We start from the raw sequence: 16,774 nt of genomic DNA, 5'->3' as shown, positions 1-16,774 counted from the left end.
ACGATGTCGAGCACCACGGCCAGGACCTGCTCACGGGTGATCGGGCCGGTCGGCGCGTCGGGGTCGGCGTGGGCGTGGGCCTCGGCTCCGCCCTCGGCCGCGACCACCGCCGGGACCACCGCCGCGGCGGGCGGCGGAACCGGCGCGGCGACCGCGACGGGCGACACCGGCGCCGCCGGGATCCCGTCCGGGACGCCCAGATACCCGAGCAGCACCTCGCGCTGCGCCGCGACCGCCGCCCGGGCGCCCGCGAGGTATTCGAGCAGCACCGCGTCGCGCGCGGAGCCGGCCGCGGCGACCTCCGCGGGAGCACCCGCCAAGGGCGCGACCCGCGTCGCCGGGCGGAGCCCGCCCGGCACCGGCCTGCCGTCGGCGGTCCGCACCAGGTGCCCGTCCACGACCCACGCCGGCCGCGCGGCCGGCCGCCTCGTCGGGGCCGACCCGGCCCGCGAGCCCGCCCGCGACGTCCACCGGGACGCCGGCGACCGCGAGTTCGGCGAGCGCGGTCAGCAGCCGGCGCAGTCCGTCCTCGCCGGGCGCGTCGCAGGCCACGGCGGTGTACGGCCGGTCCCCGAGGATCGTGCGCACCATCGCGGTCAGCGCGCGTCCCGGTCCGGCCTCGACGAAGACCCGGACGCCGGCCGCGTACATCGCCTCGATCTGCTCCGCGAAGCGCACCGGCTCGGCGACCTGACGCGCGATCAGCGCGCGGACGCCGGCCGGCGCGACGGGATACCGCGCGGCCGTGCCGTTGGACCACATCGGGATCCGCGGCGGCCGCACGTCCACGTCCGCGACGGCGGCCGCGAGGGTGTCGGCCGCCGCCGCGACCACGGGGCTGTGGAACGCGCACGCCACCGGCAGCCGACGCGCCGACAACCCGGCCGCCTGCAACGCGGCGATCGCCGCCGTCACGGCCGGCACCGGGCCGGACACCACCGTCTGCCGCGGCGTGTTGAGATTGGCGAGCACGACGCCGTCGATCTCCGCCACGATCGAGGCCACTCGATCCGCCCCCGCCGAGACCGCCGCCATCGCCCCCGGATCGGCGCCGGCCGCGGCCAGCACGGCCGCCGCCCGGATCCCGCTCAGCCCGCCCAGGTCCCGGGTGGACAGCACGCCGGCCGCCCACAGCGCGGCCAACTCGCCGTAGCTGTGCCCCGCGACGTGGTCCGGCCACACCCCGAACCGGTCCAGCAGCCGGGTCATCGCGACCGCGGCGATGCCGAGCGCGGGCTGCGCGCGGCGGGTGTCGGTGATCCGGTCCAGCTGCTCGGCCCGGTCCCGCGCGGTGAACGCGGCGGGCGGGAACATGTCCCGCACGCACTCGGGCGACGCGTCCCGCAGCGTGTCGGACAGTTCGGGGAAGCGTGCGAACAGGTCGGCCAGCATCCCGGGCCGCTGACTGCCCTGCCCGGGATACAGGAACGCCACCCGCCCCGACGGGTCCGGCCCGTCCGCCGCGCGGTGGAAGACCTCACCCCGCGGATCGACCGCGCCCGCTCGCGCCAACGTGAGCTTGACCCGCAGATCGGCCGGGTCGGTCGCCACGAAGGCGACCCGCACGGGATCCGCGCTCCGGTCGTCGGCGAGGGCGGACAGGTCGCGCAGGGGCAGGTGGGCGTCCGCGTCCAGGCGGGCCGCGACCCGGTCGATCGCCGCGTCGGTCGCCGCGCGGTCCGCGCCGCGGAAGCAGAACAGCTCGACCGGCCACGCGGCGTCCGCACCACCGGGCTCGGGATCGGTGGCCGGGTCCGAACCGGTCAGCACGGCGTGGAAGTTCGTCCCGCCGAAGCCGAACGCGCTCACCCCCGCCACCCGGCGACCGGCCGGCACCGGCCACGGGCGGGCCCGGTCGTCGAACACGAACGGGCTCGCGTCCGGCGCCCAGCCGGGATTGGGCCGACGCAGGTGCAGGGTCGGCGGGCGCACCCCGAAGTGCACCGCGAGCGCGGCCTTGGCCAGGCCCGCGAGTCCCGCGGCGCACTTGGTGTGCCCGATCTGGGACTTCACCGAGCCCACCGCACACGAACCGGGCACGGCGCCGTGCGCGGTGAACACGTCGGTGAGGGTGTCGAGTTCGGCCCGGTCGCCGACCACGGTGCCGGTGCCGTGCGCCTCGACCAGACCCACGTCGGCGGGCGAGACGCCGGCCGCGTGGTACGCCCGCTCCAGGGCTCGCCGCTGCCCCTCGGGGCGCGGCGCGGTCAGGCCCAGCGAACGGCCGTCACTGGATCCGCCGACGCCCTTGACCACCGCGTACACCCGGTCGCCGTCGCGCTCGGCGTCCGCGAGCCGCTTGAGCACCACGCACACCGCGCCCTCGCCGAGCGCGATCCCGTCCGCGTCCGCGTCGAACGTCGCGCAGCGGCCCGACGGCGAGAGCGCGCGCACCGAGGAGAACATCAGGAAGTCGTTGATCCCGTTGTGGGTGTCCACCCCGCCGCACAGGACCATGTCGCTCGACCCCGTGTTCAGTTCCTTGCACGCGAGGTCGAGCGCGGCGAGCGAGGCCGCGCACGCGGCGTCCACGGTGTAGTTCACCCCGCCCAGATCGAGCCGGTTCGCGATCCGCCCGGCGATCACGTTCGCCAGCACGCCGGGGAAGGAATCCTCGGTCGGAGCCGGGAGCTGCTCCTCCAGATCGGCCGGCAACTCGCCGAAATAGCCCGGGAACAGGGCCCGGAACCCGTACGCCCCGGCCAGGTCGGTACCGGCCTCCGCGCCGAAGATCACCGAGGTCCGCTCGCGCCCGAAGGTCCGGCCCGGCCCGTACCCGGCGTCCGCCAGCGCACCCGACGCGACGTGCAGTGCCAGCAGTTGGGCCGGTTCGATCGAGGCGAGCGACGCGGGCGGGATCCCGTACGCGGTCGCGTCGAAGGGGATCGCCGGCACGAAGCCGCCCCATTTGGACGGCGTCCGCCCGGCCGGCACGGCGCCCGGGCCGGCGCCCTTGATCGAGCCTCGCGCGCTTGCGCCCGGCTCCGTACCGGGCGCGAAGTAGCGCTCCACGTCCCACCGTTCACGCGGTACCTCGGTCACCGCGTCGGTGCCGGCCAGGATGTTGCGCCAGTACGTCGGCAGATCGGGGGCCCCGGGGAGCACACACGCCATCCCGACGATCGCCACGTCCTGCGGGCGCGGTGCGGACGGGACGCGGGCGGCGCCGACCTCGTCCGCGCGCCGGGCCAGCCACGCGGTCGAGCCGGTGGTGATCTCCCGGTGCAGCGCGGCGACCGTGGTCGGCGCGGAACGCATGACCGCGGCCTGGCCCAGCATGTACATCCCGTCCCGGCGCTGCGCGGCCTCGTCGACCGCGACCAGCGTCGTCGCCTCGCGGCGCAGCCCCTTGCTCGCGATCCGCAGCCGGCCCAGGTTGAGCTGCTCCAGCTCGGCCCACATCAGTCGGGACGGCACGCCGCGGGACTCCAACTCCCGGCGGCTGTCCTCGAAGGCGGCCACGAACGGCGTGCCGGCGCAGCGGGTCGCGTGCCCGGGAGCGGTCTGGAGCAGCGTGGTCGACTCGCACTCGAGCGCCGCGCGCTGGAAGCCGGGCAGGATCGCGCCGCCGTCCACGGCCTCGTGGGTGAACAGGTACGCCGTGCCCATCAGCACGCCGACCGACGCGCCGCGCTCGACCAGCGGGGCCGTCGCCGCCGAGACCATCGCGGCCGAGCGCGCGTCGTGGATCCCGCCCGCGAACAGCAGGTCGAACTCGGCCGCACCGCCGGAGCGTTCGGCGAACGCGAGCAGCTCGTCGATCTGCGCCTCCCACAGCGGGAAGCTCGCGCGCGGACCGACGTGCCCACCGCACTCCATGCCCTCGAACACGAACCGCCGGGCGCCCTCGCGCAGGAACTGCGCCAGCAGGCCGGGGGAGGGCACGTGCAGGTAGGTGCGGATGCCGGCGGCCTCCAACGGCGCGGCCTGGCCCGGGCGTCCGCCCGCGATCAGCGCGTACGGCGGGCGCGCGGCGAGCACCGCGGCCAACTGCTCCTCGCGCAGTTCGGCCGGCGCGAAGCCGAGCAGGCCCGCGCCCCACGGGAGGTCGCCCAACAGCTCGGCGGTCTCCGCGAGCAGCGCGCCGACCTCCGGGCCGCGCATCAGGGACAGCGCCAGGAACGGCAAGCCGTCCGCGACGGCGACCGAGCGGGCGAACGCGGCCCGGTCGCTCACCCGGGTCATCGGCCCCTGCACGGGCCGCGGGCCCACGCCGTGCCGGGCCGCGGCGGCCAGGTGACCCACGATCGCCTCGCGCACCGCGCGCACCACCCGCCCGGCCGTCGCGTACCGGTCCGCGAGCCGGCTCGCCGACGCGCCGTCCTGGCCGATCGGCAGCAACTCCCGGTGCAGACCGCCCGGGCCGAGCGCGGTGGCGATGTCCTCGGCCTCCTCGACCAGCCGCGCGACCGGCACGTCGGGCCGCTGGTACACCCGATGGCCGCGGACCACGACGGTCTCGCTGCCGTCCATCGCGCGGACCGCCGCCGCGACGTCGGCGGGCAGCACGCTCTCGGCCACGAGCGCCAACTGGGTGTCCAACAGCACCCCGGCCGCACCGCCCGCGACCGCCGCGGCGGCGGTGTGCGGGCCGATCCCGCCGGCCGCCCACACCGGCACGTCCACGCGCACGTCCGCGAGCAGCCGTTGGAGCAGCACGAACGTGGTCAACTCGCCGCAGCGGCCACCGCTCTCGGCACCGCGTGCGATGACCCCGGCGGCGCCCGCGGCGGCCGCGACGCGGGCCTCCTCGGCCGACGTCACCTCGACCAGGACGCGCCGCCCGGGGCCGGGCTCGGCGGGCGTCCACGGCGCGCCATGGGCCAGGATCACCACATCCACGTGATCCGGCAGCTCCTCGGGGCCGACGGGACAGCCGGCCGGCACCCGCACCCCGAAGGACGTGGCGACCGAGCCGGCCAGCGCGGCCGTCTCGGCGAGCGCGAGCTCCCGATCACGTCCGAGGTCCAGCACCCCGAGCGCGCCGGCCCGATGCGCGGCGATCACGAGTCGGGCGTTGGGACGACCAAAGGGGCTCACTGCGAGGACCGGATCGCGACGCGGGGACTGCGTCATGGGGGAGTGCCTCCGTTCGGGGAACGGTGAAGCGGAAAAGGGGAGGGGGCGAACTCGTTTCCGGGCACGGCGATATGCCGCATCGGTGCGAATGTCGGGACGTACGATAAAAGAAGGCCAAAACCGTACGAAGTCGAAATATCGACCACAGGCGAGCCGCCTCGACGTATCGTCGGTTTCGGGCATCGAGGTGTCAACGACGCGCCGGTTGCCGGCGAGGGTCGGCGAAAGCCCCGGCCGCGCCGCCCGAAGCCGCCCGTTCCGCCAGGTGTGGCACGGGTCGACGGTCCTCTCGGACGGCCCCTCGTCGAGGTCTCGCGGGCCGGTGAACCTTGCCCGTACGGCATACACCGATGCCCGGGTGATCAGGCATGTGCCCACCGTGACCATCCGGTTGTAGGGTATGGCCCGTTTTCATACCCTGCCGGTCCGGCCGCCGGCACCGTTATCGTGCGGCCCGTGACCCTCCAGCAGCTGCGCTACCTCGTCGCCGTCGCGAACTTCGGCACCATGACCGCGGCCGCCGAAGCGCTGTACGTCGCCCAGTCCGCGTTGTCCCGCGCGCTCAAGGCACTCGAACACGAGTTGGGCGCCGAGCTGTTCGTGCGCGAGGGGCGCTCCGTGGGCCTGACCGCCGAGGGCGGGCGCGTGGTTCGACTCGCGCGCAACGTGCTCGACACCGTCACCGCGATCGAGGACATCGGCCGGGTGGCCACCCCGGTCTCGGAGCGCACCCTCACCGTCGCCACCACGTCCTCGCTCGCGATCGGGCGGGTCGCCCGACTCGTCGCGGCCTTCGCCGGCGAGCACCCCGAGGCGCCGATCGAGGTGATCCGGCACGGCGGGCGCGAGGCGGTGTTCGCGGCGGTGCGCGCCGACACCGCCGCGATCGGGGTGGCCGACGCCCCGGGGCCCGGTGACCTGCGCACCTACCGCCTGGCCGAGGTCGAGGCGGTGCTGATCTCACCGCCGGACGTCCGGCTGCCCGACCCCGTCCCGTGGGCCGCGCTGGACGGCCTGCGCATGGTGCTGCCGGCGCGTGGCAGCGAGCGGCGCTCGCAGTTCGAGGCGCTGTTCGCGGAGATGGGGGTGCGGCCGATCACCGCGCTGGAGCACGACGACCGGGTCAACTGGGTGGCCGGCGTGCTCAACGGCGAGGGCTCGCTGATCTGGTACCGCGACGTGGCCGAGGACGTGTTCGGCGACTCGGCCGTGGTGCGCTCGCTGGATCCGCCGCTGCGCCGCGCGATCACGCTGGTGTCCAAGGCGGGCCCGCGGGACCGGTCGTCCCGGCTGTTCATCGACCTCGCCCGCCGCGAGGGCTACGGCGAACCCGACTCGGACTGACGCCGGGCCGGCGCCCCCCGACAGCGAAGGGGGCCTCGGTCGCCGGAGGGTCGGGCGAGCCCGCCCGGCGACCGAGCGCACGCCCTACGCGATCGGAGCCGCCATCGGATCGCCGAGGTCCGGGGTGTCGGTCAGCGTGATGTTCGCCCCGCCGGGGCCGTGCAGCTCCAGCACGGTCACCTCGTTCGTGCCCACCCGCAGCACGGGTGCCGGTACGTACAGGGTGCGTTGCGGGCCCGCGGACCAGTAGCGGCCGAGCAGGAAGCCGTTGATCCAGATCAGCCCCTTGGTCCAGCCGTCCAGGCGGACGAACGTGTCGCCGACCCGCTCGACCTCGAAGGAGCCGGCCCGCACGACCGGGACACCCGCGGGGATCGGCCCGGACGCGTCCGGCAGCACCGGCCCGCGCGGCTCGTCCAGCGGCAGCGGGTACATCTGCCAGCCGAACAGGTTCTGCCGCTCCAGCCGGACGCCGCGGGTGATGCCCTTGCGGTCGTGCAGTTCGGGCCCGTAGTTGATCCGCCCGCAGTTCTCCACCAGCAGGTCCAACCGTGCGCCGCCCGCGGGGATGGCCAGCTCGCACGTGGCCGAGCCGCTCTCGCTCCGGTCCAGCACCGCCACCGGCACCCCGTCGAGGAAGACCTGCGCCCGGTCGGCCAGGCCGTCCACGTGCAGCGGCGCCGCCTCGCGCGGGCCGCTCACCCACGTGCGGTACAGGACGAAGCCGTACGCCTGGTCGAGCTCCTCCATCGTCAGCGTGCTCGGCGAGTACACCGGCGCGGACAGGTCCTCGACGTGCGCGAGCAGCGGCGCCGCCGAGGGCAGCGCGATGTCGCCGAGCTTCAGCCGGGGCGCCGCGGCCGGCGGCGGCTCGTCCGGCAGCTCCGCGTGGCGGCCGATCACCTCGCGGAACGCCCAATACTTCTCGGTGAGTTCACCCGCCTCGCCGATCGCCGCGTCGTAGTCGTAGCTGGTCACGGTCGGTTGGTAGACGCCGTCCACCTCGTTCGCGCCGTTCATCAGGCCGAAGTTGGTGCCCCCGTGCGCCATGTACAGGTTCACCGACGCGCCGGCCGCGAGCATGTCGTCGAGCACGCCGGCCGCGTCCGCCGCGTCCCGCACGTGGTGCGGGTCGCGCCAGTGGTCGAACCACCCGTTCCAGAACTCCATGCACACCGGCGGCCCGTCCGGCGACCAGCGGCGCAGCGCCTCGAACGCCTCGCCCGCGCGCGAGCCGAAATTGACCGTGGGCAGCACGCCGGCCACCGTGCCGCCCTGGAGCATCGGCTCGGTGGGTCCGTCGGAGGTGAACAGCAGCCCGGTCGCGCCGCGTTTGCGCATCCCGTCGACCAGATGCCGCAGGTAGGCCACATCGTTGCCGTAGCTGCCGTACTCGTTCTCCACCTGGAGGGCGATCACCGGGCCGCCGTGCTCGGCGAGCAGCGGCTCCAGCAGCGGCATCACCGCGTCGAGGTAGCGGTCGACGGCCGCGAGGTAGGGCGGGTACGCGCAGCGCAGGCGCATCCCCGGGTCCTTGAGCAGCCATGCCGGCAGGCCGCCGAACTCCCACTCGGCGCAGATGTAGGGGCCGGGCCGCACGACCGCCTTGAGTCCGTGCCGCTCGGCCGCGCGCAGGAACGCGACCAGGTCGTTCGCGCCGGTGAAGTCGAAGCGCCCGGGGACGGGTTCGTGCACGTTCCAGGCGACGTACGTCTCGACCGTGTTCAGACCCATGGCGCGCAGCCGGGCCAGCCGGTCGTCCCATTGCGCGGGGTGGACGCGGAAGTAGTGCAGGGCACCGGAGAGCATCCGAAACGGCCTGCCGTCGAGCGTGAAACCGTCTCGACTCGGGACGAGGCTGGGGGTGGTCAAGACACTCCTCGGGCAGATCCGGTGCGGTGGGACCGGTTCATCGTGCACGAGGCGCGGAGCGTGCGTATGCACTCTTGTGGACGAGGTCGTGGACTTTTCTGCACCCACCGACCCGTCATCACGACCCCTCGACCTGGGCCGATAGCCTCTGGTTCACGCGCATTGCCAATCGGTGTCCCCACACTTGGACTTTTCTTGCGGATCACCTCGACAAAACCATGATCCGCGCGGGAACCCGTTGACGCGTTGTCGGGCAGGGCACATGATCAGCGGCCAAGACAGCCTCCACTGCCTCCGACACTCGCCGGGCTCCGTCGAGCCCTGCCCACTTCACCGAAGGGACGGCCAACCTCATGTGGGGTAGAACCCGCCCGCGCCGCGCCGGACACACGGCCCGCCGCGCAGCCGTCGCGGCGACGATCGCGGCCCTGACCGCGCTCACCGCCTGCGGCTCCGACTCGGACTCCGGCGACAAGACCGACAAGGCGAGCCAGGGCGACAAGGCGCCCGGGTCGCAGGGCGGCGGTACCGCGCAGCTCGACTTCTGGGGCTGGAACCCGGCCTACGAGAAGGCCGTGACCGCGTTCAACTCATCGCAGACCGCGATCCACGTCAACTACAACAAGGTCGAGCCGGGCTCCAAGGGCGGCTACGCCAAGATGCTCGCCGCGGTGAAGGCGAACAACGCGCCGTGCCTGGCGCAGATGGGCTACGAGACGCTGCCCAGCTTCCTCGTCGAGGGCGCGCTCCAGGACGTGGACAAGGACGCCGCGGCGGTGAAGTCGAAGTACTCGCCCGGCGCGTGGTCGCAGATGAGCGTCGCGGGCAAGACCTACGGCATCCCCGTGGACACCGGACCGGTCGCGATGTTCTACCGCACCGACGTGTTCGCGAAGAACGGCATCACCCCGCCCAAGACCTGGGACGAGTTCGCCCAACAGGCCGACAAGGTGCACGCGGCCGACCCCGCGGTGGCCTACTCGGCGTTCGGCGGCAACGACCCGTGGTGGTACGCGGGCATGGCGTGGCAGAACGGCGGCACCTGGTTCAAGCCCGACGGCGACACCTGGAAGGTGTCGATGACCGAGCCGGGCACGCAGAAGGTCAACCAGTACTGGCAGCAGCTGCTGGACCGGAAGGTCGTCTCGTCCGACCCGACGTTCACCCCCGACTGGTTCAAGGGCTTCGCCGACGGCAGCGTCGCCAGTTACGTCGGACCGGTCTGGTTCACCGCGCTCCTGGAGGAGAACGCCAAGGACGCGGCCGGCAAGTGGGCGGTCGCGCCGATGCCGCAGTGGGACGCGAACGCCAAGGCCACCGGCAACATCGGCGGCTCCGGCACGGCCGTGCTCAAGGGCTGCAAGAACACCAAGGCCGCGGTGACCTTCGCGGACTGGATGAGCAGCGACACCGCGAGCCTGACCACGCTGGTCAAGGACGCCGGCATCTACCCGGCGGCCACGTCCGGCGCGAGCCTGGAGGCGATGCAACAGCCGTCCGCGTACTTCGGCAACGCGAAGATCTACGACATCTTCAAGGACTCCGCGACGCAGGCCGCGACCGGCTGGCAGTGGGGTCCCACGATGACCCAGGTCTCGGCCGACCTCACCGACCGGGTCGGCAAGGCCGGCGCCGGGAACGGCAAGCTCGCCGACGCGCTGACCGGCGTCCAGGGCACCACGATCAAGGCCATCCAGGACAAGGGCCTGAAGGCCGCCGCGGGCTGACCTCCGGCACCCACCGCGATACCGAAGGCAGTTCGCACCGTGCCCCGCCGTCCGTCGCGTCACACCTCGCGCGGACGGCGGGCACTCCGCCGCCGGCCCACCACACATCCACCGGGAGCCCGCCCTTGAGCGCACCGATCCCGCGGCGCAAGCGCCGGCGGTCCGCGCCCCTGATGTTCCTCGCGCCGTTCGGCGTGCTGTTCGTCGCGATGTATGCCGTCCCCGTCGGCTACGCGATCGTCGAGAGCCTGCACAAGATGCAGCGCTCCGGCCTCGGCCTGACCCCGCCCAAGCGGGTGTACGCGGGTGTCGAGAACTACACCAAGGCGCTCCAGGACGACGCGCTGTGGCACGGCGTGGGCCGGGTGCTGCTGTTCGGCGTCGTCCAGGTGCCGGTCATGCTCGGCCTCGCCCTCCTGCTCGCGCTGCTCCTGGACGCGAAGTCGGCCCGCCTGAAGGGCTTCTTCCGCACCGCCTACTTCCTGCCCTACGCGATCCCCGGCGTCGTCGCGACGATCCTGTGGGCCTTCCTGTACATGCCGCGCTCCAGCCCGCTGGTGAGCATGCTGGACGCGGTCGGGCTGCCGTCCGACTTCCTCGGCGAGGACGCGGTCCTGTGGTCGATCGCCAACGTCGTCACCTGGACCTGGACCGGCTACAACATGCTGGTCATCTACTCCGCGCTGCAGGCCATCCCGCAGGAGCTGTACGAGGCCGCCGAGTTGGACGGGTGCGGCCCGTGGCGGATCGCCTGGCGGATCAAGGTGCCGCTGGTGGCGCCGGCGATCGCGCTCACCACGGTGTTCTCGGTGATCGGCACGCTCCAGCTGTTCACCGAGCCGCGCGTATTGCGACCGCTGACCTCCTCGGTGGACGCCGACTACACCCCGATCATGACGGCGTACCACAAGGCCGTGGAGAACAACGACTACGGGCAGGGTGCCGCGGTCTCGGTGTTGCTCGCGCTCGGCACGTGCGTGCTCTCCTTCGCCGTCCTCAAGCTCTCCACCCGGCTCACGAACGGCAGGTCCTCGCTGTGACGACGCTGACGACCCCGACCGCGGGCCCCACGCGCGAGCCGGCGCCGGAGCAGCCGCAGCGCGAGCCCAAGGGCCGGACCCGGCCGGTCCGTTCGCAGGTGCTCACCACCGCCTTCCTGTTCCTGGTGGCGACCTACTTCCTGATGCCCGTGTGGTGGCTGCTCGTCTCGGCCACGAAGTCCTCCAGCGATCTGTTCGGCAGCAACGGCTTCTGGTTCGCGGACTGGAACCTGGGCGCCAACCTGCGCCAACTCTTCACCGAGGACGACGGCATCTTCCTGCGCTGGGTGTTCAACTCCGTGCTGTACGCGGTCGGCGGCGGCGTGTTCGCGACCTTCCTGGCCGCGATGGCCGGGTACGGGCTGGCCAAGTACAACTTCCGCGGCCGCGGCGCGATCTTCTCGGTGATCCTGGGCGCGGTGCTGATCCCCACCCCGATGCTGGCACTGCCGATCTACCTGATGCTGTCCAAGGTGCACCTGGTCGACACGGTGTGGGCGGTGCTGCTGCCCGCCGCGGTGAGCCCGTTCGGGGTCTTCCTCGCCAAGACCTACGCCGAGGCGTCCGTGCCGGACGAACTGATCGAGGCGGCCCGGCTGGACGGCGCGAGCGAGTTCCGGATCTTCTACACGATCGGGCTGCGGATCATGTCGCCCGCGCTCGTGACGATCTTCCTGTTCCAGCTCGTCGCGGTCTGGAACAACTTCTTCCTGCCGCTGATCACGCTCAACAACCAGCACCTGTGGCCGGTCACGCTCGGCCTGAACGCGTGGAACGGCGACCTCAACCAGCCGCACGCCAACCTCGTGGTGGTGGGCGCGCTGGTCTCGGTGATCCCGCTGGTCGCCGCGTTCTGGTCGCTCCAGCGGTTCTGGCGCACCGACCTGGTCGCGGGCGGGGTGAAGGCGTGAGCGCCGCCTTCTCGGCCGGCGGCGTTCGCCGTACGATCGGCGCACCATGATCTTCGCGCGCTACCTCACGCCCGCCAAGGAGCACCAGCGGCTCGGCCTGGTGTGCCTGGGCGTCGGGTGGCAGCAGGTCACCGCGATGCAGTTCGAGGGCCGGGTGCTCGGGTGCTACCAACTCACCCTGATCACCGGCGGATCGGGCTGGTTCCGGTCCGGCAACCGGCACGCGCCGCGGATCCCCGTGCAGGCGCCCGCCGCGTTCCTGCTCTTCCCCGGCGAGTACCACGCGTACACCCCCGACCCCACGGGCTGGCGCGAGCACTGGGTGCTGTTCGAGGGGCCGACCGCCGCGGCGTACGAGGACCTGGGCTTCCTGGACCGGGCCGAACCGGTGATGTCGCTCGGCGGGGTCCGGCCGCTGCGCGCGGGCTTCGACCGGCTGCTGACCGCGGTCGAGCCGGGCGCGCCGAACCGCGAGGTGGTCACGTCGGCGATCGTGCACCAGCTGATCATCGACCTCAAGACCATCCGGGTCGACGAGGACGGCTCGCGCGTGGTCCGCTACTTCGACGAGCACGCCACCGAGCCGCTCACCGTCGGCGAGCACGCGCGGCGCCTGGGGCTGGACGAGGCCGGACTGCGCAGCGAGATGCAGCGCGCCACCGGCACCACGCCCAAGGAGTACATCGTGCGCACCCGGCTCTCCCGGGCCAAGCGGCTGCTGCTGGCCACCGATCAGTCCATCCACGAGGTGGCCCGCAACGTCGGGTACGACGACCCGGCGTACTTCGCCCGGCTGTTCTCCCGACGGGTGGAGCAGTCCCCGTCGGAGTTCCGGCGGACGGGACAGAGCTCCGGTCAGTCCTGAGGCAGTTCGATCGGCGTCGGGGCCGAGGGCGACCCCAGCCACCGCCGGAACGGCTCCTCCTCGGCCAGGAACGCGCCGATCGTGATCGCGAAGACCACCACCGCACAGCCCGCGATCAGCCACGACATGAGCGTGAGCACCAGCCCGAACGGGCCGAACTCGGCGACGCTGCGCGCCACGGTCCGCGGCATCACCAGATGCGAGGCGTACTGCACCGCGACCATGCCGGCACCGGCCAGGACGGCACCGGGCAGCAGCGGCAACCAGCCGATCAGGCCCTCCAGGAGGAGGTGTTGGGTCCACCACCACACCAGCATCGACACCACGAGCGACACGACGAGGCCCAGCCACGGACCGAATCCGAAACCGTCGTGAAAATAGGCCTGGAGCAACAGGACCGTGAGCCACGCCGGCAGCCACAACAGCCAGCGCCAGATCTGCCGGGGCACGGGCGCGCGGGCGGTCACCAACCACGCGCGCCGGCACAGCCGTTGCAGGGTGCGCGCGACCTGGGCCGCCATCAGGAGGGTGAACACGGCGCTGAACACGCCGGTCTGTTGGCGCAGGTGCTCGCCCGCGCCGTACACCTGCGTGACCTCGCTCAACGTGCCCTCGCGCAGCCCCAGCACCGCGCGCAGCGAGTCGATGAGTTGCTCGCGCATCGGGTCGGGCGCGAACGCCGCGAACACGAACAGCGCCGGCACCCCGGTCAGGAACGCCTTCGCGGCCAGCGTCGTGGCCGCCTCGAAGCTGTTGACCGCCAGGAACCGCTTGGTCAGCCGCCCCAGGAACGGCGTCAACGGCAGGTCCGCGATCCGGTGCCGGAGCCGATCGACGAAGCCGCGCGCGGGAGCCGCCACGCTCACCGCGCCGCGTCGGCCGGGACCGCCGCGCCGGCGGCCGCGATCGTCTCCAGGACGGCGAGTACCCCGAGCAGCACGAGCAGGATCAGCAGCACCGACGACACGGTCGGGTGGTTCCACCACACGAGCCAGACGCCGCCGAGCACGCCCACCGCGCCGTACACCGGGCCCCGGTGGGCGGCCACGAAGCGCCCGACCGAGCCGGTGCCCAGGCCCGCCCGCGCGATCGAGCGCCCCGCCGCGTCGGGCCCGGCCGCGAGCCCGTGCCGGACCGTGCCGGCCGACCGCGCCGGCCCGGCCAGGAAGGCCGCGACCGCGAGCGCGAGCGCCGCGACGCCGACCGTGCGCGTGGTGTGCCGCAGGAAGCGCACGAGCGCGTCGTAGATCGCCGCCGCCGCGTCGCGCGGCACGTCCGCCGGCAGGTCGTCCAGGTACGCGCGCCGCGCCAGGTGCTGCGCGACCCCGAGCGCCAGCATCCCGACCACGATGCCCACGCCGGTCCACATGAGCGCCGGACGGCGCCGGGGCGCGACGCACACGCCGGCCACCAGCAGTGCCACCACGACGATCGGCAACCACGTGCCGGCGGCGTCCACGAACCGGAACACGTCCCGACTCTCGCGCAACCCGGCGCCGTGCAGCAGCACGAACCTTCGGTCGGTGTCCGGGATCGCCGCGGCGACCGGGAGGCCCTCGTCGACCAGGCTCTGCCGGACCCGGTCGACCACCGGGCCCAGGTCGAGGACCACCTCGCCGTTCTCGTCGGTCAGCGCGCCGCCCTCCTCGCCCCGGAGCGCGTCCAGCGCGGAGGCGTGCGCGATCCGCACCGCGTCGGTCCAGATGGGGGGGAAGATGTCACTGGCGACGACCGCGTGCGCGGCCGCGTCCGCCGCGCCCGCCACCAGGTCCCCGATCGGGTCCGACCCGTCGCCGAGGCCGCCCCCCAGCGCCTGACGCAGCGCGTCCAGCAGACCCGGCGTGTCCACGGCCGCCACGGTGGCTTGGGCCACCCGGTCGGCGACCGCGTCCTGGACGGCCGCGTTCGAGGACAGCGGGGCGAGCGTCGCGACGAACCGGTCGGCATCGACCACCTCGTCGTCGGCCCACGCCGCCGCGACGGCCACCGGCGCGAGCACGCACCCGAGGACGATCAGCAGGCACGCCAGGGCGAGCCGCAACCGGTGCCGTGGCCGGACCCGCTCGTCGGCCTGGGACATCGCCGGTGTCCTTTCGCTCGGGGTCGGTGTCCGGTGCCAGTTCCATGAAATCCGCGGATCTACTCGGATTCCCCCCACGCTTCCCGGCAAAAGGTGCAAAAGGATGTAGACCATGCCAAAGTGCGAGAAGGCCGACTCGCAAGATCGCGGGGCCCCCGCGACGGCAGGCGATCGGTAAGCGGAAATTCCTCCGGGCCGTCCGGCCGGGGTTGGGAGTGGGTCATGAAAAGCACAACCGACAGGATGAGTGCCTGGACGGGGTGGGTGGCGTTCGCCGCCTGCACGATGCTCGTCCTGGGCGTCCTCAACCTCTTCCAGGGGTTCGCGGCATTGTTCGAGGACGGCTACTTCGTCACCAGTGCCGGCAATCTCTTGGTGTGGGACTTCACCACCTGGGGCGTCATCCTGCTGATCTTCGGCGGACTGCAACTGCTCGTCGGCGGCGGCCTGCTGGCCGGTGCCACCTGGGCGCGCGTGGTGGGCGCGATCCTGGTGATGCTCAACATGATCGGGCAGATCGGTTTCCTGGCCGCGCACCCGGCCTGGTCCAGCATCGTGATCGGGCTGGATCTCGTGGTCCTGTACGCGCTGACCGCCAAGTGGAGCGTCGCCCAGGGCTACCCGAGCGAGCGCACCGCCGAGTGGCAGGCCCGAGACGAGGGCACCCGGACCGGGACCGGCGCGCACCGTCGCGACGAAAGCCGCGACGAACCCATGATGTAACCGCAACACCTTCCGCCGCGCACGGACCCCTCCGGGGCCGCGTGCGTGGCGGACGCCGTCCGCCCGCGTGCGGGGGCGTTCGAGGGCGACGGGCCGAACTCGTGCGCGGCAATCCGGCCGGCGCTCAGGAGGCCGGGCTCCGCGAGGTCTTCGCGGACCGACGGCTCGACCGACGGCTCACCCCGACGCGCCGACGACCCACATCGCCTCGTGGCCGCGGCCGAGTTCCCGGAGGAAGCGCACGAGTTGCTCGGCCGCCGCCGGATGGCCCTCCGCCAGCGCCCTGCGGTACATGTCCTCGGCCTCGCGCAGGCGCCCGCGCCGCTCCAGGAAGCCGGCGAAGCAGATCGCGGCGTCCGCGTGCCCCTCGGTGAACGCCCGGCGGTGCAGCTTCTCCGCCTCCTTCACCCGGCCGCGCGTGCTCAGCAGCCCCGCGAGGTTGATCGTCGCGTCGGGGTGCCCCTGGGCGTAGGTGTGCCGGAACAGCTGCTCGGCCTCGTCGATCCGGCCGAACGCCTCCAGCAGCAGCCCGAGGTTGTTCGCCGCGTCGTCGTGCCCGTGGCCGGCGGCGAGCCGGAACAGCATTTCCGCCTCCGACGCCCGGCCGATGCGGCCGAGCAGCATCCCGAGGCTGTTCGCCGCGTCCGGGTGGCCCTGGGCCAGGGCCCGGCGGTACAGCTCCTCGGCTTCCTCGACCTCCCCGGCGCGACCGCGCGCCGCGAGCAGGTCGGCGAGGTCGTGCGCGGCCTCCGGGTGGTTGCGGGCGAGCGCCTCGCGGTACAACTCCTCCGCCTCGGCGTCGCGGCCGGTGTCCGCGAGGTGGTACGCCAACTGCACGGCCGCCTCCGGATCGCCGGCGGCCATCGCTTGGCGCAGCGCCGGTTCCTCGTCCGGCTCGGGGGCCGTGAAACCGACGGGCGCGAAGGCCGGCGGGCCGGGGACGGGACGGGGCGCGGGCGGCTGGGTTACCGGCGCGGCCCCGGGGGCGGCGTCGACGGGGGCGCGGCCGGCGGCCGCGGCCCTTCGCGAGCGCTACGGGCGGGGCGGTCAGCCGGCTCGCGACGGTCGCCGCGTCGGCGGGGCGGTGGGCGGGGTCCTTCGCCAGCAGCTCCAGGACCAGCCGGCTCACGTGC

The 16,774-nt window shown here is 73.4% G+C and carries 11 protein-coding genes; 6 read left to right on the top strand and 5 right to left on the bottom strand.

What is annotated here, in order from left to right:
• Positions 1-30 precede the first annotated feature (30 nt).
• Positions 31-5,040, bottom strand: coding sequence for a beta-ketoacyl synthase N-terminal-like domain-containing protein (locus OG928_RS10200; RefSeq protein WP_406281965.1), 5,010 nt, complete (start codon positions 5,038-5,040; stop codon positions 31-33).
• A 495-nt stretch (positions 5,041-5,535) separates the two neighbouring features.
• On the opposite strand from OG928_RS10200, the gene OG928_RS10195 reads away from it, so the two are divergent.
• Complete coding sequence (locus OG928_RS10195; protein WP_406281962.1) at positions 5,536-6,423, top strand: LysR family transcriptional regulator; 888 nt, start codon at positions 5,536-5,538, stop codon at positions 6,421-6,423.
• Positions 6,424-6,507: 84 nt separating this feature from the next.
• Here the strand turns inward: OG928_RS10195 and OG928_RS10190 are convergent, their stop codons facing one another.
• Entirely contained in the window at positions 6,508-8,295 is a 1,788-nt protein-coding gene (locus OG928_RS10190) for a beta-galactosidase (protein WP_406281959.1), read from the bottom strand.
• 353 nt (positions 8,296-8,648) lie between these two features.
• Between OG928_RS10190 and OG928_RS10185 the strand changes: the two genes are divergently transcribed.
• The 4 genes from OG928_RS10185 to OG928_RS10170 all read left to right on the top strand — a co-directional run bounded on the left by OG928_RS10185 (position 8,649) and on the right by OG928_RS10170 (position 12,838).
• Positions 8,649-10,022, top strand: a complete 1,374-nt coding sequence (locus OG928_RS10185; protein ID WP_406281956.1) for an ABC transporter substrate-binding protein — start codon at positions 8,649-8,651, stop codon at positions 10,020-10,022.
• A 173-nt stretch (positions 10,023-10,195) separates the two neighbouring features.
• The gene (locus OG928_RS10180; protein ID WP_406290880.1) at positions 10,196-11,062 is read left to right on the top strand and encodes a carbohydrate ABC transporter permease; all 867 of its coding nucleotides are present in this window, start codon (positions 10,196-10,198) and stop codon (positions 11,060-11,062) included.
• Positions 11,059-11,973: a carbohydrate ABC transporter permease gene (locus OG928_RS10175; RefSeq protein WP_406281953.1), complete on the top strand. Its 915-nt coding sequence runs from the start codon at positions 11,059-11,061 to the stop codon at positions 11,971-11,973. Before OG928_RS10180 ends, OG928_RS10175 begins: the two co-directional genes overlap by 4 nt.
• A 46-nt stretch (positions 11,974-12,019) precedes the next feature.
• Positions 12,020-12,838, top strand: a complete 819-nt coding sequence (locus OG928_RS10170) for an AraC family transcriptional regulator (protein ID WP_406281950.1) — start codon at positions 12,020-12,022, stop codon at positions 12,836-12,838.
• On the opposite strand, the gene OG928_RS10165 is transcribed toward OG928_RS10170, so the two are convergent.
• A complete protein-coding gene (locus OG928_RS10165) occupies positions 12,829-13,704 on the bottom strand; it encodes a YhjD/YihY/BrkB family envelope integrity protein (RefSeq protein WP_406281947.1) in 876 nt (291 codons plus the stop codon). The genes OG928_RS10170 and OG928_RS10165 overlap by 10 nt on opposite strands.
• Positions 13,701-14,918 (bottom strand): hypothetical protein, encoded by a 1,218-nt coding sequence (locus tag OG928_RS10160; protein ID WP_406281944.1) that lies wholly within the window; start codon positions 14,916-14,918, stop codon positions 13,701-13,703. Before OG928_RS10160 ends, OG928_RS10165 begins: the two co-directional genes overlap by 4 nt.
• A gap of 222 nt (positions 14,919-15,140) precedes the next feature.
• On the opposite strand from OG928_RS10160, the gene OG928_RS10155 reads away from it, so the two are divergent.
• Positions 15,141-15,641, top strand: a complete 501-nt coding sequence (locus tag OG928_RS10155) for a hypothetical protein (protein WP_406281941.1) — start codon at positions 15,141-15,143, stop codon at positions 15,639-15,641.
• A gap of 177 nt (positions 15,642-15,818) precedes the next feature.
• Here OG928_RS10155 and OG928_RS10150 read toward each other — a convergent pair whose 3' ends face one another.
• On the bottom strand, positions 15,819-16,505 hold the full coding sequence (locus OG928_RS10150; RefSeq protein ID WP_406281939.1) for a tetratricopeptide repeat protein: 687 nt from the start codon (positions 16,503-16,505) through the stop codon (positions 15,819-15,821).
• Between the last annotated feature and the right edge of the window lie 269 nt (positions 16,506-16,774).

It is taken from the genome of Embleya sp. NBC_00896 (assembly GCF_045207785.1).
In the GTDB taxonomy this organism is placed as follows: Bacteria; Actinomycetota; Actinomycetes; order Streptomycetales; family Streptomycetaceae; genus Embleya.
Note: the sequence above shows the minus strand (reverse complement) of the source record. Positions and strands in the feature narration are given on the sequence as shown.